Annotated in this window: 22 protein-coding genes; 13 read left to right on the forward strand and 9 right to left on the reverse strand. The window is 72.0% G+C overall.

Annotation, left to right across the window (positions count from 1 at the left end):
- The first annotated feature begins 33 nt into the window (after window positions 1-33).
- The 11 genes from ACT2CW_RS32425 (at window position 34) to ACT2CW_RS32475 (ending at window position 11,835) form a co-directional block, all read left to right on the forward strand.
- Window positions 34-1,191, forward strand: coding sequence for a Gfo/Idh/MocA family protein (locus ACT2CW_RS32425; protein WP_164427526.1), 1,158 nt, complete (start codon window positions 34-36; stop codon window positions 1,189-1,191).
- Window positions 1,192-1,198: 7 nt separating this feature from the next.
- On the forward strand, window positions 1,199-2,146 hold the full coding sequence (locus tag ACT2CW_RS32430; RefSeq protein ID WP_445519182.1) for a DUF6807 domain-containing protein: 948 nt from the start codon (window positions 1,199-1,201) through the stop codon (window positions 2,144-2,146).
- Between the two features lie 5 nt (window positions 2,147-2,151).
- Window positions 2,152-2,901, forward strand: a complete 750-nt coding sequence (locus ACT2CW_RS32435) for a cupin (protein ID WP_138916125.1) — start codon at window positions 2,152-2,154, stop codon at window positions 2,899-2,901.
- Window positions 2,902-2,960: 59 nt separating this feature from the next.
- Window positions 2,961-4,250, forward strand: a complete 1,290-nt coding sequence (locus tag ACT2CW_RS32440) for an ABC transporter substrate-binding protein (RefSeq protein WP_445519183.1) — start codon at window positions 2,961-2,963, stop codon at window positions 4,248-4,250.
- On the forward strand, window positions 4,247-5,209 hold the full coding sequence (locus ACT2CW_RS32445) for a carbohydrate ABC transporter permease (protein ID WP_020871169.1): 963 nt from the start codon (window positions 4,247-4,249) through the stop codon (window positions 5,207-5,209). The genes ACT2CW_RS32440 and ACT2CW_RS32445 overlap by 4 nt, the downstream gene beginning before the upstream one ends.
- Window positions 5,206-6,078: a carbohydrate ABC transporter permease gene (locus ACT2CW_RS32450; protein ID WP_445519184.1), complete on the forward strand. Its 873-nt coding sequence runs from the start codon at window positions 5,206-5,208 to the stop codon at window positions 6,076-6,078. Before ACT2CW_RS32445 ends, ACT2CW_RS32450 begins: the two co-directional genes overlap by 4 nt.
- A 10-nt stretch (window positions 6,079-6,088) precedes the next feature.
- Window positions 6,089-6,673: a hypothetical protein gene (locus ACT2CW_RS32455; protein WP_445519185.1), complete on the forward strand. Its 585-nt coding sequence runs from the start codon at window positions 6,089-6,091 to the stop codon at window positions 6,671-6,673.
- Entirely contained in the window at window positions 6,670-8,487 is a 1,818-nt protein-coding gene (locus tag ACT2CW_RS32460; protein WP_445519186.1) for a hypothetical protein, read from the forward strand. The genes ACT2CW_RS32455 and ACT2CW_RS32460 overlap by 4 nt, the downstream gene beginning before the upstream one ends.
- Window positions 8,488-8,601: 114 nt before the next feature.
- The gene (locus ACT2CW_RS32465) at window positions 8,602-9,762 is read left to right on the forward strand and encodes a Gfo/Idh/MocA family protein (protein WP_037955119.1); all 1,161 of its coding nucleotides are present in this window, start codon (window positions 8,602-8,604) and stop codon (window positions 9,760-9,762) included.
- 73 nt (window positions 9,763-9,835) lie between these two features.
- Window positions 9,836-11,005: a dihydrodipicolinate synthase family protein gene (locus ACT2CW_RS32470; RefSeq protein WP_445519187.1), complete on the forward strand. Its 1,170-nt coding sequence runs from the start codon at window positions 9,836-9,838 to the stop codon at window positions 11,003-11,005.
- Window positions 11,002-11,835, forward strand: a complete 834-nt coding sequence (locus ACT2CW_RS32475; RefSeq protein WP_445519188.1) for a sugar phosphate isomerase/epimerase family protein — start codon at window positions 11,002-11,004, stop codon at window positions 11,833-11,835. The genes ACT2CW_RS32470 and ACT2CW_RS32475 overlap by 4 nt, the downstream gene beginning before the upstream one ends.
- 108 nt (window positions 11,836-11,943) lie before the next feature.
- Here the strand turns inward: ACT2CW_RS32475 and ACT2CW_RS32480 are convergent, their stop codons facing one another.
- Entirely contained in the window at window positions 11,944-12,207 is a 264-nt protein-coding gene (locus ACT2CW_RS32480; protein WP_445519189.1) for a hypothetical protein, read from the reverse strand.
- A gap of 246 nt (window positions 12,208-12,453) precedes the next feature.
- Between ACT2CW_RS32480 and ACT2CW_RS32485 the strand changes: the two genes are divergently transcribed.
- Entirely contained in the window at window positions 12,454-12,927 is a 474-nt protein-coding gene (locus ACT2CW_RS32485; protein ID WP_445519190.1) for a hypothetical protein, read from the forward strand.
- 36 nt (window positions 12,928-12,963) lie between these two features.
- Here ACT2CW_RS32485 and ACT2CW_RS32490 read toward each other — a convergent pair whose 3' ends face one another.
- The 8 genes from ACT2CW_RS32490 to ACT2CW_RS32525 all read right to left on the reverse strand — a co-directional run bounded on the left by ACT2CW_RS32490 (window position 12,964) and on the right by ACT2CW_RS32525 (window position 20,774).
- On the reverse strand, window positions 12,964-13,323 hold the full coding sequence (locus ACT2CW_RS32490) for a hypothetical protein (RefSeq protein WP_445519191.1): 360 nt from the start codon (window positions 13,321-13,323) through the stop codon (window positions 12,964-12,966).
- Window positions 13,320-13,970 carry a SigE family RNA polymerase sigma factor gene (locus ACT2CW_RS32495; protein ID WP_138915562.1) on the reverse strand — a complete coding sequence of 217 codons (651 nt, stop codon included), beginning with the start codon at window positions 13,968-13,970 and terminating at the stop codon, window positions 13,320-13,322. Before ACT2CW_RS32495 ends, ACT2CW_RS32490 begins: the two co-directional genes overlap by 4 nt.
- Before the next feature lie 69 nt (window positions 13,971-14,039).
- A complete protein-coding gene (locus tag ACT2CW_RS32500; protein WP_445519192.1) occupies window positions 14,040-14,453 on the reverse strand; it encodes a hypothetical protein in 414 nt (137 codons plus the stop codon).
- Between the two features lie 363 nt (window positions 14,454-14,816).
- Complete coding sequence (rbsD, locus tag ACT2CW_RS32505) at window positions 14,817-15,212, reverse strand: D-ribose pyranase (RefSeq protein WP_445519193.1); 396 nt, start codon at window positions 15,210-15,212, stop codon at window positions 14,817-14,819.
- On the reverse strand, window positions 15,209-16,135 hold the full coding sequence (rbsK, locus tag ACT2CW_RS32510) for a ribokinase (RefSeq protein WP_445519194.1): 927 nt from the start codon (window positions 16,133-16,135) through the stop codon (window positions 15,209-15,211). The genes rbsD and rbsK overlap by 4 nt, the downstream gene beginning before the upstream one ends.
- A 19-nt stretch (window positions 16,136-16,154) precedes the next feature.
- Window positions 16,155-18,104: an ABC transporter permease/substrate-binding protein gene (locus ACT2CW_RS32515; protein WP_164427579.1), complete on the reverse strand. Its 1,950-nt coding sequence runs from the start codon at window positions 18,102-18,104 to the stop codon at window positions 16,155-16,157.
- Complete coding sequence (locus ACT2CW_RS32520) at window positions 18,094-19,611, reverse strand: sugar ABC transporter ATP-binding protein (protein WP_164427683.1); 1,518 nt, start codon at window positions 19,609-19,611, stop codon at window positions 18,094-18,096. Before ACT2CW_RS32520 ends, ACT2CW_RS32515 begins: the two co-directional genes overlap by 11 nt.
- Window positions 19,612-19,757: 146 nt before the next feature.
- Entirely contained in the window at window positions 19,758-20,774 is a 1,017-nt protein-coding gene (locus ACT2CW_RS32525) for a LacI family DNA-binding transcriptional regulator (RefSeq protein WP_164427581.1), read from the reverse strand.
- Window positions 20,775-20,973: 199 nt separating this feature from the next.
- On the opposite strand from ACT2CW_RS32525, the gene recD2 reads away from it, so the two are divergent.
- Window positions 20,974-23,217: an SF1B family DNA helicase RecD2 gene (gene recD2 / locus ACT2CW_RS32530; RefSeq protein ID WP_164427583.1), complete on the forward strand. Its 2,244-nt coding sequence runs from the start codon at window positions 20,974-20,976 to the stop codon at window positions 23,215-23,217.
- Window positions 23,218-23,359 lie beyond the last annotated feature (142 nt).

Consider the following 23,359-nt stretch of genomic DNA (forward strand, 5'->3'; position numbering starts at 1 on the left):
TTACCCCTGGCGACGGCGAGGAGACCTCAGCCCATGGCCGCAGCAGCCACCGCCCGTATCCGTGCCGCAGTGGTCGGCACCGGAGGAATCGTCAGCGGCAGCCATCTGCCCGCACTGCGTGATCACGCCGACCGTGTCGACCTCGTCGCCGCCGTCGACGTGGCCGCGGACCGGCTCGACGCCTTCCGCGCCGCGGCGGCCGAGGGCGGCACCTTCGACGTCACCGGCTACTCCGATGTGGCCGCCATGCTGGAGGCCGAGCGCCCCGATCTGGTCCTCATCGGCACCCCGCCCTCCCTGCACCGCGAGCAGACGGTGGCCGCCCTCGAGGCCGGCGCCTGGGTGCTGTGCGAGAAGCCGCTGTGCCTCACGCTCGCCGAGTACGACGAGATAGCCGGGGCCGAGAAGGAGGCGGGCGGCCCGTACGCCTCGGTGGTCTTCCAGCACCGCTACGGCTCGGGCGCCGTCCACGCCCGGGAGCTGCTGGCCGAGGGCGCCCTGGGCCGGCCGCTGGTGGCCCACTGCCAGACCACCTGGCACCGCGACACCGCCTACTACGCGGTGCCGTGGCGCGGCCGCTGGGAGACCGAGGGTGGGGGCCCCTCCATGGGCCACGGCATCCACCAGATGGATCTGCTGCTCCACCTCCTCGGCGACTGGACCGAGATCCGCGGCATGGCCGGACGGCTGGTCCACGCCGTGGAGAGCGAGGACGTCTCCACCGCGCTGGTGCGGTTCGAGAGCGGCGCCATGGCCACCGTCGTCAACAGCGTGCTCTCGCCCGACGAGGTCAGCCGGATCCGCATCGACTGCGCCGACGCCACCGTCGAGCTGACCCACCTCTACGGCCACCGCAACGACGACTGGGTCTACACCCCCGCCCCGCACGTCCGCGACGAGCCCGACCGGCAGCGCCGCTGGCGCACCCCGGCCGCCGATCTGCCCAGCTCCCACGGGGCCCAGCTGACCGGACTGCTGGACGCGATGCGCGACGGCGTACGGCCGCCCGGCAGCGGACAGGACGCCCGCCGCACCCTCGAGTTCATCGCCGCGCTCTACAAGGCGGCCTTCACCGGACGGCCCGTGCGCGCGGGCGAGATCGTGCCCGGGGACCCGTACTACGACGCCATGCACGGCGACCACCCCGCATGGGCGCCGAAGGCAGCGACCGCCACCACGAAGGAGAGCTGAGGCCGCCATGACCCAGCGCATCACCGTCACCCACACCCACGGGACACGGATCTCGGTCGCCGCCGCCGGCGTCGAGCTGATGGCCTACGTCTACCGGCCCGACCCGGACGCCTTCGAGGCCCGTAAGCCCTACGCCCACCCGCTGCGCACCCTCGCCGGGAACCCGGTCTCCGGCTACCGGCCGAACGACCACCGCTGGCACAAGGGCCTCCAGATGACCTCCAGCCATCTGTCCGGCCAGAACTTCTGGGGCGGCAACTCCTACCTCGGCCCCGACCAGGGCTACCAGCGGGTCGAGGAGCGCGTCGGCTCGATGCGCCACGACGGCTTCGAGGAGTTCACCGTCGCAGACGACCGGCTGCGCTTCATCGAGAAGCTGACGTGGGTAGAGAACGGCGGCCAGGAGTGGGCGCGGGAGCGGCGCACCATCGAACTCCACTCGGTGGAGCCGGAGGAGGGCACCTGGGCCCTGGACTGGTCCATCCACCTCACCAACATCCGCGGCGAGGCCCTGCACTTCGGCTCCCCGACCACCGCGGGCCGGGAGATGGCCGGGTACACTGGGCTCAACTGGCGCGGCCCGCGCGACTTCACCGGCGGCGATGTCATCGGCCCGGACGGGCGCGGCGGCGACGGCGAGAAGGGCGCGTCGGACCTGATGGGCACCCCGGCCGCCGACGCCCCCTGGGTCGCCTTCATCGGTGAGCACGACGACGTGGACGGGCACTCCACGCTGCTGTTCGCCCACGCCCCGGAGAACGCCGAGTCCATCCACGCCTCCCACTGGTTCGTGCGCTCCGAGCCGATCCCGTCGGTGGCCCCCTCCTGGGCGTTCTTCGAGGAGTTCGAGCTTCCGCCGGGTGAGTCCTTCGGCTACCGCTACCGGGTGGTGGTCGCGGACGGCGCCTGGGACCGGGCGCGGGCGGAGCACTACCTCAAGAACCACGGCTGGTGAGCGCGATGACCGCGATGTCCGCCCCGCTGCCGGGTGGTGTGGGGCTCTCCCACATCAGCGCGTACGAGTGGGAGGCCGCCGACGGGGTGTGCGGCGGCAGCCCCCATCTCCATCTCGCCTGCACCGAGGCGTATGTGGTCACCGCAGGACGCGGCGCCGTGCAGACCCTGACCCTCGCGGACGGCTTCACCGAGACCCCGCTGGAGCCGGGTTCGGTGGTGTGGTTCACCCCTGGCACCATCCACCGCATGGTGCAGGGCGGCGGCCTCAAGGTGACCGTGCTGATGCAGAACAGCGGGCTGCCGGAGGCCGGGGACGCCGTCTTCACCTTCCCGCCCGAGGTGCTGGCCGACCCCGAGCGCTACGCGGCCGCCGCCGCGCTCCCCGCCAAGGAGGGGCCGGAGGCCGACGCGGCCGCCCGGCGCCGCCGGGACCTCGCGATCGAGGGCTATCTGACGCTGCGGGCCGCCGCCGAGAAGGGCGACGACGCACCGCTGCGCGCCTTCCACGAGGCGGCGGCGCGGATCGTGGCGCCCAAGGTGAAGGAGTGGGAGCCGCGCTGGCGGGACGGGGCGCTCGCCGCCGCGCGGCGCACCGGTGAGCAGCTCACCGCGCTCGCCGCGGGCGACCCCGCGCACCTCGCCGAGGCGCGGGTCACCGCGACCGGGCCCAGCCGCCGGGGCGGCTACGGCATGTGCGGCCGCCGGGACGAGTACGAACTGCCCGGTGTCACGCTCCCGTACTACGGCGAATAGCCGCCGTAGACACCCACGCACGCTCAACGAAATGATCATGGAGGGAGGTCGGCTCCGGTATGCGCGGAAACAGGACAACGACGTCCTGCGCCCTGGCCCTTGTGCTCACGCTCGCAGGGACCCTCACGGGCTGCGGCGGCGATGGCGGCGGCGGCTCGGGCGGCAAGGTCAGCCTGCGGTTCACCTGGTGGGGAAATCCCGACCGGGCCGCCCGCACGGAGGAGGCCGTCAAGCTCTTCGAGCGGCGCCACCCCGACATCGACATCGCGACGTCCTTCGCGGGCTTCGACACCTACAAGGCGAAGCTGGCCACCCAGGCGGCGGGCGGTGACGCCCCCGATGTGATGCAGCTGGACTACCGGCAGATCAACCAGTACGCGACCTCCGGCATCCTGCTGGACCTCGGCGAACACCCCGAGCTGCGCACCTCGGAGATCGACAAGGGGCTGCTGGCCACCGGGGTGGTCGACGGCAGGCAGTACGCGCTGCCGGTGGCCCGCGGCACCGAGACGGTGGCGTACGACGCCGCGCTGTGGCGCGAGGCGGGCGTCCCCGCGCCCACTCTGACCTGGACCTGGAACGACTGGGCCGACGCCATGCGCAAGCTCTCGGCGTCCAAGGCGACACAGGGGCGGGCGGGCTCCACCGACCCGGGCCAGAGCGAGGACGTCTTCGAGATCTGGCTGCGGAGCCGGGGCAAGTCCCTCTACGCCAAGGACGAGAAGCTCGGCTTCACCGCCGACGACCTGACCCGCTACTGGGAGTGGTGCACCAAGCTCCGCAAGGAGGGCGCGGTCGTGCCCGCCGAGCAGACCACCCAGATGGACGGCACGGTGGAGAACACCCCGCTGGGCCGGCTCAAGTCCGTATCCGACTTCAACTGGGACGCCCCCTCCAGCGGCTTCGCGCCCATCGTCGGCGAGGGGCTGAAGCTGGCGCCACTGCCGGTGGGCGAGGACGGCACCCCCGGGCAGTACTTCAAACCGTCGATGTTCTTCGGCGCCTCGGCCGAGACCGCACACCCCAAGCAGGCGGCCCAGTTCATCGACTTCCTGCTCAACGACAAGAAGGCGGGCGCCATTCTCGGCGCCACCCGCGGCATCCCGGCCAACGACGCCATCCGGCAGGACGTACTGCCCAAGCTGGAGGGCTTCGACCAGGTGATCTCCACCTACCAGAAGCAGTTCGAGGGCAAGCTCGAGGACCCGCCGCCCGCGCCGCCCAAGGGGGACGCCTCGCTTCAGTCCACCTTCTCGCGCGACTACGACCAGGTCGCTTACGAGCGCATGTCGCCGCGTGAGGCGGCGGAGAACTACATCACCGAGGCGAAGGCGGAGCTGAGGCAATGACCGCGACCGCGACCCGCCCCCCGGACGCCGCGCCCCCCGCCACCGGCGGCAAGCGGGCGCCCAAACGCGAACGGCAGGGGGCCGCCTGGGTGTTCCTGTCCCCATGGGTGCTCGGCGCCGCCGTGCTGACGCTGCTGCCCATGGCCGTATCCCTGTATCTGTCGTTCACCGACTACGACATGTTCGACGCGCCCCGGTGGATCGGCTTCCGCAACTACACCCAGATGTTCACCGAGGACCCCCGCTACTGGCGGTCGGTCATCACCACCCTGACCTACGTCGTGATCGCGGTACCGCTCCAGCTCCTGCTGGCGCTGGCCGTCGCGATCGCGCTGAAGTCGGTCAAGCGCGGCAAGGGCTTCTACCGCTCGGCGTTCTACGCCCCCTCGCTGCTCGGCGCGTCGATGTCCATCGCCCTGGTCTGGCGGGCGATCTTCAACGACGGCGGCTCGGTCGACAACCTGCTCTCCGGCATGGGCATCGACATCGGCGGCTGGATCAACAAACCGGGCTGGGCCATCCTGTCGGTCGCGCTGCTCACCATCTGGCAGTTCGGCGCCCCCATGGTGATCTTCCTGGCCGGGCTCCAGCAGATACCCGCCGAGCTCTACGAGGCGGCGGCGGTGGACGGGGCCTCCTGGTGGCGGCAGTTCCGCTCGATCACCATCCCGATGCTCTCCCCGGTGCTCTTCTTCAACCTGGTGCTCCAGATGATCCAGGCGTTCCAGGTCTTCACCCCCGCCTTCGCGGTCAGCGCGGGCAAGGGCGGACCCGCCGACTCCACACTCGTCTACACGCTCTACCTCTACGACCGCGGCTTCACCGCGTCCCACATGGGCTACGCCTCCGCCATGGCGTGGGCGCTGCTGCTGGCCATCGGGGTCGTCACCGCGGTGCTCTTCCGCACCTCCCGGGCCTGGGTCTTCTACGCCAACGACAACAACGAGGGGGCCCGATGACCACCGCCCCGATCACCACCGCCCCGGCGGCGCGGCGGCGTCCCACCGGCCGGATCGTGCTGCACATCTGCCTGATCGCCGTGCTGCTGGTGATGCTCTATCCGCTGGCCTGGCTGCTGGCCACCTCGTTCAAACCCGCAGACGAGGTCATCGCCAGCCTCAAGCTGCTGCCCAGCCACTTCGAATGGGGCAACTACTCCACCGCGCTGGACGGGGTCAACGAGGTCAGCGTCGGACGGCTGCTGTGGAACTCGCTGCTCATCGCGTGCGGCGCGGTGCTCGGCAACGTCATCAGCTGCTCGCTCGCCGCGTACGCCTTCGCACGGCTGCGGTTCCGGATGCGCGGTCCGCTCTTCGCGTTCATGATCGCGACGATCATGCTGCCGCACCACGCCATCCTCATTCCGCAGTACATCATCTTCAACCAGCTCAGCATGGTGAACACCTACTGGCCGATGATCCTGCCGAAGTTCCTGGCCACCGACGCCTTCTTCGTCTTCCTCATCGTGCAGTTCATGCGCGGACTGCCGCGTGAGCTGGAGGAGGCGGCGCGGATCGACGGCTGCGGGCCGTTCCGCTCGTTCTTCAGCGTCATCCTGCCGCTGACCCGGCCCGCCCTGATCACCACCGCGATCTTCACCTTCATCTGGACCTGGAACGACTTCTTCACCCAGCTCATCTACCTCTTCGAGCCGGAGAAGTTCACCCTGACCCTGGCCCTGCGGTCCTTCGTGGACGCCTCCAGCCAGTCGGCCTTCGGCCCGATGTTCGCGATGTCGGTCTTCGCGCTGCTGCCCATCGTGCTCTTCTTCCTCGCCTTCCAGCGCTTCCTGGTCGAGGGCATGGCGAGCTCCGGATTGAAGGGGTGACCGACTGACCATGGATACCGCCACCAAACGCGAACCCGGTGAGCTGTTCGGCCCGCGCTTCGCGCTCTTCGCCGACGTCCTGGCCGTGGGCCTGGCCACCGCCGCCGCCGCGCTGCCGCTCCTCACCGCCCCGGCCGCGATGTCCACGGCCTGCGCCGTCCTGGACCGGCGGGTGCGGGAGGACGTGCCCACCACGGCGGGCGGCTACCTCCGCGCGCTGCGGGACCGGCTGCGCACCGGCGATCTGCTGACCGGTGCGGGGCTGCTGGCCGGCGGCGCCCTGCTGCTGTTCAACGCGCTCGCGGCGGGGGCGGGGCTGCCGGGCGCGGTGGTCTTCCGGCCCGTCCTGCTGATCGCGGGCGGGCTGCTCGCCGTCGTGCTGCTGCGGGCCTGCGCCCGCCCCGAGTCGGCCACGAGCTGGCGGTTGGCGCTGCGCTCGGCGGCGTACGACAGCGTGCGCGGGCCACGGGCGAGCGGTGTGCTGTTGCTGGCCGTGGCCACCGCCGCCGTCTGCGCCTGGGCCTATCCACCGCTCGCCTTCCTCGTCCCCGGCCCCCTCGCCCTGGCGGCCCGAGCCACGGAGCACCACCTATGACACCCCTGCCCCGCCGTCATCTGCTCGCCGGGACCGCCGCGGCGGGCGGACTGCTGGCCGTCGGCGCCCCGGGCGGCGCCTCGGCCGAGGCGGCCCCGGGTGCGGCCGGGGGCCGGGTCGACGAGCCGTTCCTGGCCCTGCTCACCGAGGCGGCCGACGCCCGGGTGGCCGAGGTGGTGGACGGGCTGGATACGGTCCTGGGCCAGCTGAACAACCTCGGCCAGGCCCGCCCCGCCGCCCGTGGCCTGCGGCTGCTCACCTCCGTCCACGCGTGGGGCGACGCCGCCCACCACCACGACGGCGCGCTGATCGCGCCGATGACCCGGCTCGTGGACGCGCTCGCCGCCGCCCAGTTCGACGACGGCCTCTACGACCAGGGCGCGGTCCACTCGCCCCCGGACACCGCCTTCTCGATCGTCGATCTGGGGCTGGTGTACGGCCTGCTGGACGCGGACGGCCACTCCGGCACCCGGGCGATCCGCGCCACCCTGAAGAAGATCCTGCTCAAGGCGGGCAAGGGCCTGGCCGCCGGCGGGGTGCACACCCCCAACCACCGCTGGAAGGTGTGCGCCGCGCTGGCCCGGATCAACTCCTTCTGGCCCGACGCCCGCTACACCCGCCGTATCGACGCCTGGCTGGCCGAGGGCGTCGACCAGTACGACAGCGGCCAGTACAGCGAGCGCAGCGCCACCTACGCGCCCATCGTCACCAATCCCTCGCTGCTGACCCTGGCCCGGCTCACCGAGCGCCCGGCCCTCTACGCGCACGTACGCCGCAACCTGGACGCCACCCTCCACCTCCTGGAGCCCGACGGGGAGGTGGAGACGGTGCACTCGCGCCGCCAGGACCAGAAGACGGTCAAGCATCTGTCCGAGTACTGGATGCAGTTCCGGGCCCTGGCGCTCCGGGAGCGGGACGGCCGGTTCGCGGACGTGGCCGCCACCATCCAGCGGCGCGGCGCGGATCAGACCTTCGACGAGACCCCGCTCGGGGACTTCCTCGCCGAGGTGCTGGACCATCCGGAGCTGGCCGCGCCGCTGCCCGAGGCCACGGCGGTTCCGGACGAGTTCACCTGGCGCGACAAGGACTGCGGGCTGGTCCGGATCGCGAAGGGGAGGACACGGACCACGATCTTCGGTGGCACCGACTTCCCCGACGTCCACGCGATCTCCTCTGGCCTGTCCACCAACCCGACGTTCTTCAAGTGGCGCAAGGGCGCGGCCGTCCTCGACTCGCTCCGGCTGTCCCCGCAGTTCTTCTCGCTCGGCCACTTCCGGGCCGAGGACGTGGAGCGCACGGCGGACGGCTGGCGGCTGTGGGCCGAGGTGCGGGCCGGATTCCACCTCCCACTGCCGCCGCAGCACCGCCGCCCCGACGGTCGGTATCCGCTGACCGACGACGGCCGGTTCTGGTCCGCGATGGACTTTCCGCACCGCCCCAAGGAGTGGCGCACCCTGCGCACCGAGGTGCGGATCGAGGAGGCGGACGGCGGCTGGAACCTGGACCTCGAGATCGGCGAGTCCGAGGTCCCGCTCGCCCTCGAACTGTGCTTCCGCGGCGGCGGAAAGCTGACCGGGGTCGACCCCGTGCCCGGCCAGAAGGACACGTATCAGCTGGTCACGGGGTACGGGACCTATACGTCCGGCGATGACGTGATCACCTTCGGGCCCGGCAACGGCAGCGGCCCGCGCCAGCCCGCCGTCGTGGAATCCGGCGAGCGCTACAGCTGGATGGGCGGCGATCTGACCCCGGCGGGGCAGCGGGTCCTGATCACCGGGCGTTCGCCGCTGCGCTACCGGCTGACCCTGCGCTGAAGCGCTGACCGGCCCCGCCCCTCTGTTCGGTCCTCTGTACAGGGATGGGGCGGGGCGGTTAGCGTGGAGCTTAGAAAGCGCTTACTATCACTCGCGGTGAGGAGAAGAACCCACGTGACACGCAAGACAGTGCGGATCGCCATGAACGGTGTGACCGGCCGGATGGGCTACCGCCAGCACCTCGTCCGCTCTCTCCTCGCCCTTCGCGAACAGGGCGGCCTCGACCTCGGCGACGGCACCGTGCTCTGGCCCGAGCCGCTGCTCGTCGGCCGCCGGGAGCACGCGCTCAAGGAGATCGCCGAGCGCCACGGCCTCGACCCGGTCGCGGACGTCTCGACCGACCTGGACGCCGTGCTCGCGGACGACGGCGTCGACATCTACTTCGACGCGCAGGTCACCGCCGCCCGCGAGGAGGCCATCAAGAAGGCCGTCGCGGCGGGCAAGCACATCTACACCGAGAAGCCGACCGCCACCGGTCTGGAGGGCGCCCTGGAGCTGGCCCGGCTCGCCGAGGCGGCGGGCGTCAAGCACGGGGTGGTCCAGGACAAGATCTTCCTGCCGGGGCTGCTGAAGCTGAAGCGCCTCATCGACGGCGGCTTCTTCGGCAGAATCCTTTCCGTACGCGGGGAGTTCGGCTACTGGGTCTTCGAGGGCGACTGGCAGGCCGCCCAGCGGCCCTCCTGGAACTACCGCGCCGAGGACGGCGGCGGCATCGTCTCCGACATGTTCCCGCACTGGGAGTATGTGCTGCACGAGCTGTTCGGCCCCGTGCGCACCGTCCAGGCGCAGGCCGCCACCCACATCCCGACCCGCTGGGACGAGCGCGGCAAGCCGTACGAGGCCACCGCCGACGACTCGGCCTACGGCGTCTTCCAGCTCGAGGGCGGCGTCATCGCCCAGATCAACTCCTCCTGGGCGGTCCGGGTGAACCGCGACGAGCTGGTGGAGTTCCAGGTGGACGGCACCGAGGGCTCGGCCGTCGCGGGCCTGCGCAACTGCCGCGTCCAGCACCGCTCGCACACCCCCAAGCCGGTCTGGAACCCCGATCTGCCCGCCACCGAGGCGTTCCGCGACCAGTGGCAGCAGGTGCCGGACAACGAGGAGTTCGACAATGGCTTCAAGGCGCAGTGGGAGCTCTTCCTGCGCCATGTCGCGCTCGACGAGCCCTGGCGCTGGGACCTGCTGGCCGGCGCGCGCGGCGTCCAGCTCGCCGAGCTGGGCCTGAAGTCGTCGGCGGAGGGCCGCCGGCTGGACGTACCGGAGCTGAGCCTTTGAACCCTCCACCGCCTGGACGTACCGGAGCCGAGCCTGTGACCATCCATCGCCTGGACGCACCGGAGCCGAGCCTGTGACCATCCACCTTCCCGCGCCGGGCGGTACGACCCGCCCCTACGAACCTCGCACCGAGCCGCTGTCGCCGGCCCCCGGGGCCCCCTTCACTTCCCGCGTCGTGTTCTCGGCCGCCCATGTCGTGGCCGACCCGTACGCCGACGTCAGCCCCGACAGCCCCGCGGCCGTCGACTGGGACGCCACCCTGGCCTTCCGCCGCCACCTGTGGTCCCACGGGCTGGGCGTGGCCGAGGCCATGGACACCGCCCAGCGCGGTATGGGCCTGGACTGGGCGGGCGCCGCCGAGCTGATCCGCCGCTCGGCGGCCGAGGCGAAGGCGGTCGGCGGCCGGATCGCCTGCGGCGTCGGCACCGACCAGCTGTCCGCCACCGAGATCGGCTATCCGTACGGCCTGGACGAGGTCCGGGCGGCGTACGAGGAGCAGCTGGCCGTCTGCGAGGAGTCCGGCGCCCAGGCCATCCTGATGGCCTCGCGCGCCCTGTGCGCCGTGGCCAAGGGCCCCGAGGACTACCTCGAGGTCTACGGCCATCTGCTGCGCCAGTCCGCCGAGCCGGTGATCCTGCACTGGCTGGGCCCGATGTTCGACCCGGCCCTGGAGGGCTACTGGGGCAGCACCGACCTGGACGCCGCCACCCGCACCTTCCTCGACGTCATCGCCGCCCACCCCGACAAGGTCGACGGCATCAAGGTCTCCCTCCTCGACGCCCAGCGCGAGATCGACCTGCGCCGCAAGCTGCCGGACGGGGTGCGCTGCTACACGGGCGACGACTTCAACTACCCCGAGCTGATCGCGGGCGACGACCGGGGCTTCAGCCACGCCCTGCTCGGCATCTTCGACCCGCTGGGCCCGCTGGCGGCGGAGGCCGTGCGCAGGCTGGACACCGGCGATGTGGCCGCCTTCCGCGCCCTGCTGGACCCGACGGTGGAACTCTCCCGTCACCTCTTCCAGACCCCGACCCGCTACTACAAGACGGGTGTCGTGCTGCTGGCATGGCTGGCGGGCCACCAGTCGCACTTCACCATGGTCGGCGGCCTCCAGTCGGCCCGTTCGCTGCCGCATCTGGCGCGGGCGTACGAACTGGCGGACGGGCTGGGCCTGTTCCCGGACCCGGTGCTGGCGGAGTCCCGTATGAAGCACCTGCTGTCCGTGTACGGAGTCACCCAATGAGCCCCGTTGTGCCCCGCCTGAGCCTCAACCAGGAAACGATCAAGCAGTGGTCGCTGCCCGAGCTGGCGGAGGGCTGCGCCAAGGCGGGCGTCACCGGTGTGGGCCTGTGGCGCGAGCCGGTCCAGAAGTACGGCGTGGAGGAGGCCGCCGAGCTGGTGCGGAACGCGGGCCTGACCGTCACCAGCCTGTGCCGGGGCGGCTTCTTCACCGCGAGCGAGCCCGAGGCGCGCGCCACGGCCCTGGCCGACAACCGCCGGGCCATCGAGGAGGCCGCCGCCCTGGGCACCGACACCCTGGTCCTGGTCTCCGGCGGCCTCCCGCCCGGCAGCCGCGACCTCTTCGCCGCCCGCGAGCGCATCGCCGACGCGCTGGGAGAGCTCGCCCCGTACGCCGCCGACCACGGCGTCCGCCTGGCCATCGAGCCCCTGCACCCCATGTACGCGTCCGACCGCTGCGTGGTCTCCACCCTCGCCCAGGCCCTGGACCTGGCGACACGCTTCCCGGCGGACCAGGTGGGCGTGGTCGTGGACACCTACCACCTGTGGTGGGACGACACGGTCGCGGACCAGATCGCCCGCGCGGGCGCGACCGGCCGCATCGCCGCCTTCCAACTCGCCGACTGGGTCACCCCGCTCCCGGAGGGCGTCCTGCTGGGCCGGGGCCAACTCGGCGACGGCGCGGTGGACTTCCGCTGGTTCCGCGAGCGGGTCGACGCGACGGGCTACACCGGCCCGATCGAGGTGGAGATCTTCAACCCGGCCCTGTGGGCCCGGGACGGCGCGGAGGTCCTGGCGGAGGTCGCCGAGCGGTACCGGACGCTGGTGCTGTAGGGATCGCTTCCGGGTGCGTTGGGCAGGCGTACGTCCATCCAGCCGAACGCACCCCGGCGCGGGGAGCCCTGAGGGCCGCTGAACCATGCCCGGCGCCGCTTGGCGGCGTCATGCGAGGGCGCCGACGCGCTGAGCGAACCCACGTACGCCGGGAAGGGCACGGTCGTGCCGCATCAGCCCGGCGGCCATCGTGCGCACGGAGCCGCGGCGGATCTCCTGCGGTGCGGCGTGCTCCGCGGCCAGCAGCGCGCGGTAGGCACCGGAGGTCGCCCCGGCGCAGCGGCCCGGCTCACTTGCGGCGCACGGCTCGGCCTCCCTGGGTGGGTGGCCGCCTCCCAGGACGCAGCAGCGGCGGCTCTCACATCGAGCCATGAGAAGCAGCGTGCGCTTCTCATGCTCGACCTGGCCGCCGCGCAACTGGCGACTGGTCGGCTGGATGGTGCGTTCGCTCTGGCCGGGCGGGCACTTGAGACAGGGGCACGGTATCGGTCAGCCCGGATCACCGAGCGCGCCCGTGCGCTCCGACGGTCCTACACTTCGACGACTCCGCCCAGGGTTGTCCGCGAGTTCGACGACCGACTGCACGGCATCTACTTGTGATCACGAAAGGAGCGGCCCATGCGCCTCGGCATCACCGGCCACCGCGGCTTGCCCGCAGAGACTGAGCAGTTGGTCCGCCGGGCCCTTCAAGCGGAAGTCGCGCGCCACGGGCCTGATCTGGTCGGGGTCTCGTGTCTCGCCGACGGCCCGGACGCCTGGTTCGCTGAGCTGGTGCTGGAGGCTGGCGGTCGCCTTGAAGTGGTGGTTCCTGCGGAGAAGTACCGCGAGGGCCTGCCGGAAGAGCACCACCAGACCTACGACCGCCTCATCCAGCAGGCCGCCGACATCCACCGCACGGGCATGGCGGAGTCGGACTCCCAGGCGCACATGGCCGGAAGCGAGATCCTGGTGGGTCTGGTGGATGAGTTGGTCGCTGTGTGGGACGGGCAGCCGGCCCGCGGGTACGGCGGCACGGCCGATGTCGTGGCCTACGCCGAGCGCACCGGTGTTCGTTCTCGGGTGATCTGGCCGGAGGGTGCTACCCGGGACTGACCGAGAGCGCGGCTGGCAGGGGGCGAGGCGGCCGGATCAGGGCTGGGTGGCCGTGGAGGTCGGGGGCGGGGTGTCGGGCGGAGAGGTCGGGGAGGGCTCGGACGTGGGTGAGCCGTGCGTCGACGGGGCCGAGGTGGTCGGTGGGGAGGTGCGGGGGTCCCGTGCGGGCGGTGTCGGATGCGGGCGATCCGGGGAGCCGGACAGCAGCAGGAAGGCGACGGCCGCCGCTGCCGCCACCGTCACCGCGACGGCGGACACGACCCGCCGGATCCGCCGCGTGCCCCAGGCCGGGCCGGTGGGAGGCCGGTACGGGGACAGATCGTGGGCGTCGATGAGCCGCGCCCGGGCGTCGAGCGCGGCGCGCAGCCGTTCCTCGGTGGGGGAGGGAGTGCTCATCGGGCCGCCTCCAGCAGCTTCTCCAGGGTGACGAGCGCACGGCTCGCGGTCGACTTCACGGTGCCTCGGGAGACGCCCAGCGCCTCGGCTATCTGGGCCTCGGTCAGCTCCGACCAGTAGCGCAGCACCAGCACCTCGCGCTGGCGCGGGGTGAGCCGCGCCAGCGCGTCGAGGACCTGGCGGTGCTCCTCGGCGAGCAGCAGCGGCTCGTCCACGGGTGCCCCCGGCCCCTGGTACGGCGGGGTGTACGCGCGCGCCGTACGCCGTCGGCGCAGCACCGAGCGGGCGGCGTTGACCACGGCGGTGTGCAGATAGGCGTGGGCGTCCTGGAGGCTGTCCAGCCGTGAGCCGTGCCGGCGGCAGACGGCGGCGAAGGCGTCCTGGACGACGTCCTCGGCGGTGTGCAGGTCGTCCACCAGGAAGACCGCCAGCCGGATCATGTCCAGCCGCCGGGCCCGGTACAGATCGTCCAGGGTCGGGCCGGGCTCCCCGTCGCCCCGGCCGCCCACCGGCCGCAGCGCCCGCAGCCGCCGCCCGGCGCGCGGTGTCTCCACCGGTGGCGTCGAGGCGGTCGTCCGGGCACGGCGGAGCAGCCGGGCCCACCAGGGCGACCGGGCCCACCAGGGCAGGACAAGAGTGAGCTGCATCGTCCTCGTTCACCTCATCGGTGCGGCGGGACCGGCTCCGGATCCGGTCCCGCCCCACCCCTGGTCGGGCTAGCGGCTGGCCTTGGTGGGCGCGGGCTTGGTGGTGGGCGGCTTCGTGGGCTCGGGCACGCTGGTGGGCGGCAGGGTTGGGGCGGGCTTGGTGGGCTCCGGCACGCTGGTGGGCGGAAGCGTGGGCTCGGGCTTGCTCGTGGGCGGCAGCGTGGGCTCGGGCCTGCTCGTGGGGGGCTTGGTGGGCTCGGGCTTGCCGGTCGGCGGCTTCGTGGGCTCCGGCTTGCTGGTGGGCGGCTTGGTCGGCTCCGGCTTCGAGGTCGCCGTCGGGGCCGGCTTGGCCGGGCGGGAGTGGTCGGAGGTGGCCGCCTGGGCGGCGATGCCCCCGCCCACGATCAGGGCGACTCCGGCGGCCGACCCCACGATCCAGGGGCGCAGACGGCGGTTCGGCTTCTTGGCGCGGACGTGCTGCATACGGAACGACTCCCGAAAGGATTGAGCGAACGCTGATGGGCGAGGCGTGCGCCGAGGATCCGAGGACCACGAGGTCCACGAAGACCCGAGGACCACGAGGGCCCGAGGACCCGTTCCGGAACCCGCCTTCACCCCACCAGACGTGCGGCCCCACCCGAGGTTGTCGCGCCCCGGAAAAATCTTTCGCCGATCGCCGTGCAACCGTTCCGCCCCTTGGCGGGTCGTACCTGGCATCGGGCTTCCGGGGGGATCCGGGGGGATTCGAGAGGAAGCCCTGGGAGGGGAAAACGAGGGGCCCGGACCACGGCCGGGCCCCTCGAAATATCACACCGCGCCCCCGGGGGCGCCCGCGCGTCGTACGCCTCAGAACGGCACCCCGCACCGCAGCAGCACATTCGCGTACGGCCGCGCCTCACCCGTACGCACCACCAGCCGCGCCCCCGCCGTCAGCGTCTTCAGCTCCTCATGCGGGACCAGACCCAGCGCGGGGGCCGGGAAGAGGCGGTCGAGCAGGGCGGTCGCCCCGGGGTTGTGGTCGCGCACCTCGCGCGCCGCCGTGGCCCCTTCGACCACCAGCTCGTCCAGCAGCCCGATGAGCACCCGCTCGAAGGACGGCACCCCGGCCGTGAAGGCGAGGTCCACCACGAACGGCCCGTCCGGTATCGGCAGGCCCGCGTCGCACACCATCACCGTGTCGGTGTGGCCCAACAGGGCGATGCCCGCGCTCAGATGGCGGTTGAGGATCCCGGACCGCTTCACAGGGCCGCCACCTCCTCGGCGCTCGGGAAGGACGCCTGCGCCCCGGCCCGGGTCACCGCGGCCGCGCCCACGCGCACCGCGAACCGCACCGCCGTCACCAGGTCGTCGCCCACGCCGAGGCGCCAGGCGAGCGCGCCGGTGAAGGCGTCCCCGGCGCCCGTGGTGTCCACGGCGGTCACCGCGGGGCTGGGCACGAGCACCGTACGGTCGCCGTCGGCGACCAGCGCGCCCTCGCCGCCCAGGGTCACCACGACCGAGCGCGGACCGCGCGAGAGCAGGGCGTCGGCCCACTCCTCGGGGTCGTCGGAGGAGCCCACCTGATCGTCGCTCAGCAGGAACCGCGCCTCGTGCTCGTTGACCACCAGGGGGTCACAGACGGTCAGCACATCGGTGGGCAGCGGCGCGACCGGCGAGGGGTTGAGCACCACCCGCGGCCCGGGGCGGCCGCCGAAGCCCGCGGCCGCCGTACGGACCACCTCGGCGACCGACTCGAGGGGGATCTCCAGCTGCACCGAGACCACCCGTGCCGCGGCCAGCAGGCTCGCCGCGGCCCGGACGTCGCCGGGGGTCAGCCGGGCGTTGGCCCCCTGGGAGACCACGATGCTGTTGTCGCCCGAGGGGTCCACCGTGATCAGCGCGACCCCGGTGGGCGCGCCGCCGACCAGCACACCCACCGTGTCGACCCCGGCCGATCGCTGCGAGTCCAGCAGCAGCCGGCCGTAGTCGTCGTCGCCGACCCGGGCCAGCAGGGCCGTCCGGGCCCCCAGCCGGGCGGCGGCGACGGCCTGGTTGGCGCCCTTGCCCCCCGGGTGGACCACCAGGTCGGACCCGAGGACCGTCTCCCCGGCCTCGGGGCGGCGGTCGACTCCGATCACCAGATCGGCATTGGCCGACCCCACGACCAGCAGGTCGTAGTCGTGCATCCGCACGTCCTTTCGTTTGTCACTTCGCAGTGACGACCTTCACCGGCACCTTCACCGTGCCGTCGATCTTCTGCCCCTTGGCGGCCTTGACGGCGTTCTGCACCACCATCCGGCCCAACTCCTTCGGCTGCTGGGCGACGGTCGCGGCGAGGGTGCCGTTCTCGACGGCCTTGAGCCCGTCCGGGGTGCCGTCGAAGCCGACGACCGCGACGGACTTGCCCGCCTTGGACCCGAGCGCCTTGACCGCGCCGAGCGCCATCTCGTCGTTCTCGGCGAAGATCCCGTCGATGCCCGGGTGGCCCTGGAGCAGATTGGTGGTCACATCCAGTCCCTTGGCCCGGTCGAAGTCGGCGCTCTGCTTGCCGACGACCTTGATGTCCGGGTACGCCTCGAGGCCCTCCGCGAAGCCCTTACCGCGCTCACGCGAGGCCGAGGTGCCGGGGGTGCCCTGGAGCACCAGGATCGTGCCCTTCTTTCCGAGCCGCTCGGCGAGCGTCTTCGCGGCCAGCTTGCCGCCCGTGATGTTGTCGGAGGCCACCAGGGTCGAGATCTTCGCCTTGTTGACGCCGCGGTCGGCGGCGAGCACCGGGATGCCCGCCTTGTCGGCGGCCCGGACGGACGGGCCCGCGGCGTCGGAGTCGACCGGGTTGATGATGATCGACTTCATGTTCTGGCTGGTGAAGTTCTGGATTTGATTGGCCTGCTGGGAGGCGTCGTTCTGGGCGTCGGTGACCGTAAGGCTGACACCGGCGCGCTTGGCCTCCTCCTGGGCGCCCGCCTTCAGCTGTACGAAGAAGGGGTTGTTCAGGGTGGAGACCGAAAGACCGACCTTGGTGGACGCGCCCCCGGAGGAGCCGGAGCGCCAGACGGAGGCGCCGAGGGCGATGGCGGCGACGACCACGGCGGCCAGCGCGAACTTGCCCGCGTTGACGGCCTTCTTACGGCCGCCACCGGACGGTCCGCCCGCCGCGGCCCCGGGCGCGCCCGGCCCGGCCCCGGCGCGTCGGCGCACCGTGTCCAGCAGCACCGCGAGCGCGATGACGACACCGATGACGACCTGCTGCCAGAAGGCGGACACCTCCAGCAGGTTGAGCCCGTTGCGCAGTACGGCGAGGATCAGCGCGCCGATGAGCGTGCCGGACGCCTTACCGACGCCACCGGACAGGCTCGCGCCGCCGATGACCACCGCGGCGATCGCGTCGAGCTCGTAGCCGACCGCCGCCTGGGGCTGTGCGGAGGACAGCCGGGAGGCGAGCACGATGCCCGCGACGGCCGCGAAACCGCCGGAGAGCGCGTAGACGACCAGCTTCTGACGGGTCACCCGGATCCCGGAGAGCCGGGCGGCCTCCTCGTTGCCGCCGATGGCGTACATCGCCCGGCCCGGGTACGTACGGCCCAGCACACCCGCGGTGATCAGGCCCATCACGACCATCACGATCACCGGCACCGGCAGCCAGCCGCCGAGGGTGTCGCCGAGCCCTGACACCGAGTCGGGCACGGCTATCGGGCTGCCCTGGGAGATCACCAGGGCCAGGCCGCGGCCGATCGACAGCATCGCGAGCGTGGCGATGAACGGCGGCAGCTTCCCGAAGGAGACCAGCGCCCCGCTGACCAGACCGCAGGCGACACCGGTGGTGAGCGCCAGGAGCGCCGCGAACCAGACCGGCAGCCCCTGTGAGCTGGCGGACCAGGCGAGCACGGTGGCGGACAGCGCGGCCACCGAGCCGACCGAGAGGTCGATGCCCGCGGAGACGATGACGAAGGTGACGCCGAAGGCGAGGATCGCGGTGACCGCCGCCTGGACGCCGACGTTGAGGAGATTGTCGGTGGTGAGGAAGTCGCCGGACAGCAGCGCCATGGCGGCCACCAGCAGCACCAGGGCGCTCAGCGCGCCGTTGTCGAGCAGCACGCGGCGCAGCGCCGTCGGGCTCCCGGGGTCCTTCGTGGCGTCAATCGTGTCAGTGGCCACGGGAGCCCTCCTTTTCCTTGCCGCCGACCCCTTCGTCGGCGTCCTTGACGTCCTTCACTGCCAGGGCCATCACGGCGTCCTGGGTCGCTTCCCGCGCGGTCAGCTCGCCCGCGATCCGGCCCTGGGCCATGACCAGGACCCGGTCGCTCATCCCCAGTACCTCGGGCAGATCGCTGGAGATCATCAGCACGGCGTGGCCGGACGCGGTGAGTTCGTTGATGAGCTGGTAGATCTCGACCTTGGCGCCCACGTCGATGCCGCGGGTCGGCTCGTCGAGGATCAGCACCTTGCTGTCGGCGAGCAGCCACTTGCCGATGACGACCTTCTGCTGGTTGCCGCCGGAGAGGGTGCGCACCCGCTGGTCGAGACCGGCCATCCGGACGGCCAGCCGCTCGGCGACACCGGCCGCCGAGCGCCGCTGGGCGGCCCGGTCGACCAGCCCGGCGCGGGTGGCGGCGCGCAGTGTGACCAGGCCCAGGTTCTCCTGTACAGAGCCGTCCAGGACCAGGCCCTGGCCCTTGCGGTCCTCGGGGACGAGGCCGATCCCGGCCCGCATGGCGGCCACCACGTCATGGCCGGGCAGCGGGCGGCCGAGCACCTCGACGGAGCCGGAGTCGTACGGGTCGGCGCCGAACAGCGCCCGGACGACCTCCGTACGGCCCGCGCCGACCAGCCCGGCCAGGCCCACCACCTCCCCGGCCCGCACCTCGAAGCCGATGTCCTGGAAGCTGCCGTTCCGGCTGAGCCCCCGGACCTTCAGCAGCGGCTCACCGGCGTCCCCGCGCTCGCGCGGGTACTGCTGCTCGATGGAGCGGCCCACCATCAGCCGCACCAGCTCGTCCTGGTCGGTGCTCGCCGGGACCTGGGTGACGCTGCGGCCGTCGCGCAGCACGGTGACCCGGTCGCCCAGGGCGGCGATCTCCTCCAGGTGGTGGGTGATGAAGACGACGCCCACACCGTCCGCGCGCAGGGTGCGCACGATCCGGAAGAGCTTGTCGACCTCCTCCGTGGTGAGCACGGCGGTCGGCTCGTCCATGATCAGGACGCGGGCCTCCAGGCTCAGCGCCTTGGCGATCTCCACCATCTGGAGCCGGGCGATGCCGAGGTCGCGGACGCGGGTCCGGGGCGAGACGTCCACCCCGACGCGGGCCAGCAACTCGGCGGCCCGCGCGTCCATGGCCTTGCGGTCGATCATGCCGAAGCGGCGCGGCTGTCGGCCCAGGAAGATGTTCTCGGCCACGGTGAGGTCCGGGACGAGGTTGAACTCCTGGTAGATGGTGGCGATCCCGAGCCGCTCGGCGTCCTGCGCGCTGTTGATCCGTACCGGCTCGCCGTCGACCAGGATCCGCCCGCCGTCGGGGCGGTGGGCGCCGGAGACCATTTTGATCAGCGTGGACTTGCCCGCGCCGTTCTCGCCCAGGAGGACGTGCACTTCGCCCCGGCGCAGCTCGAAGTCCACCCCGTCCAGCGCGACCACCCCGGGGAAGGTCTTACGGACCCCCTCCATGCGCAGCAGCTCCGCCCCGGAGACCGGGGTTGACGCGCCCCCGCGGGAGGGCGCGGACGGGGCGCCCGGGGGCGTGGGGTCCGCGTTCTGCGCCGCCGACGCGCCCGCGTCGGCGGGGCCGGGGGAGGACCGCTCGGACTCGGCACTCATGGCTTGCTCCCTTCGGGCTCGCCGCACGAGCGGCGGGTGACCAGACGGGCGGACAGGGTCACCGACTCGGCGGGCCGCCCCTCGACGAGATCGATCAGCGCCGTCACGGCGGCACGGCCGAGCGCCCCGGTCGGCTGGGCGATGGCGGTGATCGGCGGATCGGTGTGGACGAACCAGGGGATGTCGTCGAACGCGGCGAGCGCCACGTCGTCCGGCACCCGCAGCCCCCGCGCGCGGATCTCGTCCATCGCGCCGAGCGCCATCAGGTTGTCCGCGGCGAAGATCGCGTCCGGGGGGTGCGGCAGATCGAGGAAGCGGGCGGTCACCCGGCGGCCGCTGTCCGCCTGGAAGTCGCCCTGGCCGATGTGGTCCTCGCGCAGCTCCAGGCCGAACTCGCGCAGCGCGGAGCGGAAGGCGTCCACCCGCTCGCGGCCGGTCGTGGTGGCCGCCGGGCCCGCGATGATCGCGACCCGGCGGTGGCCGAGAGCGCACAGATGGGCCACCAGAGCGCGGATGGCTCCCCGTCCGTCGGTGCGGATCACCGGCACCCGGTCCAGGCCCGCGCCCTCGATCCAGCGGTCGACGAAGACCATGGGGGTGCCGGCGCGGGCGGCGGCCAGCATCATCGGGGAGCCACCGTCGGTGGGGCTGACCAGCAGTCCGTCTATGCGGCGGTCCATGAGGGTCCGCACATGGTGGTCCTGGAGGTCGGGCCGCTCGTCGGCGTTGCCGATGACCACGCTGTAGTCCAGCTCGCGGGCGGCGTCCTCGACCGAACGGGCCAGCTCGGTGAAGAACGGATTCAGCACGTCGCTGATGACCAGCCCCAGGGTCCGGGTCTGGTCGGTGCGCAGCGAGCGGGCCACCGCGTTGGGGCGATAGCCGAGGTCGGCGACCGCGGCGAGCACCCGTTCGCGGGTGTCCGCGCGGACGGAGGGGTGGTCATTGAGCACCCGTGAGACCGTCGCCACGGAGACCCCGGCACGCCGCGCCACATCCTTGATGGCCGGCATCGTCCACCTCCTTGTGGAATCGATTACATGAGATTGGAATCGATTACATGGAGAGAGGCAAGGGGTCGGCCCCCGGCGAAACCGGATCGTGATATTCCGCGGCCGGACGCATCCCCGCGTTCCTTCCCCGCGCTCCTTCCCCACGGGCGTTGTCCACAGGCCCGAACCGCCTGTCGGCTCCCGGCGGTACGGTCGGGGCATGCTCAAACTCGCGGTGGTGGAAGGGGTCCTGGAGCGGATCACGTACGCCAATGAGGAGAACGGCTACACGGTCGCGCGGGTCGACACCGGCCGTGGCTCCGGCGATCTGCTCACCGTCGTCGGCTCGCTGCTGGGCGCCCAGCCGGGCGAGTCGCTGCGGATGGAGGGCCGCTGGGGTTCCCATCCGCAATATGGCAAACAGTTCACGGTCGAGAACTACCAGACCGTCCTCCCCGCCACCGTCCAGGGCATCCGGCGCTATCTCGGCTCCGGGCTGATCAAGGGCATCGGCCCCCGGATCGCCGACCGCATCACCGAGCACTTCGGCGTCGACACCCTCGACGTCATCGAACAGGAGCCCAAGCGGCTGGTCGAGGTCCCAGGGCTCGGCCCCAAGCGCACCAAGATGATCGCCGCCGCCTGGGAGGAGCAGAAGGCCATCAAGGAGGTGATGGTCTTCCTCCAAGGGGTCGGCGTCTCCACCTCCATCGCGGTGCGGATCTACAAGAAGTACGGGGACGCCTCGATTTCGGTCGTGAAGAACGAGCCGTACCGGCTGGCGGCCGACGTCTGGGGCATCGGCTTCCTCACCGCCGACAAGATCGCCCAGTCGGTCGGCATCCCCCATGACAGCCCCGACCGGGTGAAGGCCGGCCTTCAGTACGCGCTGTCCCAGTCCGCCGACCAGGGCCACTGCTATCTCCCCGAGGAGCAACTCATCGCGGACGCGGTCAAGTTGCTCCAGGTGGACACCGGCCTGGTCATCGACTGCCTGGGCGAGCTCGCGGCCGAGGACGAGGGCGTGGTGCGCGAGCCGGTCCCGGGCCCGGAGGGCGGCGAGCCGGTCTCCGCCGTCTATCTGGTGCCCTTCCACCGTGCCGAGATCTCCCTCGCGGGCCAGGTGCTGCGGCTGCTGCGCACCGAGGAGGACCGGCTGCCCGCCTTCCGGGGCGTGGACTGGGACAAGGCGCTGGGCTGGCTGGCCGGCCGCACCGGCGCCGATCTGGCGCCCGAGCAGAGCGAGGCGGTGCGGCTGGCGCTGACCGAGAAGGTCGCGGTGCTCACCGGCGGGCCGGGCTGCGGCAAGTCCTTCACCGTGCGGTCGGTGGTGGAGCTGGCCCGCGCCAAGAAGGCCAAGGTGGTGCTCGCGGCGCCCACCGGCCGGGCCGCCAAGCGGCTGTCCGAGCTGACCGGCGCCGAGGCGTCCACCGTCCACCGGCTGCTGGAGCTCAAGCCCGGCGGGGACGCGGCGTACGACAGGGACCGCCCGCTCGACGCGGATCTGGTGGTGGTCGACGAGGCGTCCATGCTCGATCTGCTGCTGGCCAACAAGCTGGTCAAGGCCGTCCCGCCCGGTGCCCATCTGCTCTTCGTCGGCGATGTGGACCAGCTGCCCAGCGTGGGCGCAGGGGAGGTGCTGCGCGATCTGCTGGCCCCCGGCAGCCCCGTCCCGGCGGTGCGGCTGACCCGGATCTTCCGCCAGGCCCAGCAGTCCGGAGTGGTCACCAACGCCCACCGGATCAACGAGGGGGTGCCGCCGGTCACCCAGGGCCTGTCGGACTTCTTCCTCTTCGTGGAGGACGACACCGAGGAGGCCGGGCGGCTCACGGTCGATGTCGCGGCCCGCCGCATCCCCGCGAAGTTCGGCCTCGACCCCCGCCGTGACGTGCAGGTTCTGGCCCCGATGCACCGCGGCCCGGCGGGCGCAGGCACGCTCAACGGACTGCTTCAGCAGGCCATCACCCCGGCCCGCCCGGACCTCCCGGAGCGCCGCTTCGGCGGCCGGGTCTTCCGCGTCGGCGACAAGGTGACCCAGATCCGTAACAATTATGAGAAAGGGGCCAACGGGGTCTTCAACGGCACGGTTGGCGTCGTCACCTCACTCGACACCGATGAGCAGCGGCTGACCGTGCGGACGGACGAGGACGAGGAGGTACCGTACGACTTCGACGAGCTGGACGAGCTGGCTCATGCCTATGCGGTGACCATCCACCGGTCACAGGGCAGTGAGTACCCGGCCGTCGTGATCCCGGTGACCACCGGGGCCTGGATGATGTTGCAGCGCAACCTCCTGTACACGGCCGTGACCCGTGCCAAGCGCCTTGTGGTGCTGGTCGGCTCGCGCCGCGCGCTGGGGCAGGCGGTGCGCACCGTCTCGGCGGGCAGGCGCTGCACCGCGCTGGATCACCGACTCGGCGGCGATGTGACAGTCGAGCGTGTCAGATGGGTTTCCGAACGATGACGAACGGGGCAGGATGGCCGTGAAGGCGGCACTGAGTGCCGCCAAAAGGCTCTTCGGCCGACCCCGAGTGCACGTTCGCTACCCGAGTAGGGGAAGGTGGGGGGAGTCAGGGCACCTCGAAGAAGAGAACCAGACGTCGGTG

It is taken from the genome of Streptomyces sp. NEAU-174 (genome assembly GCF_052665095.1).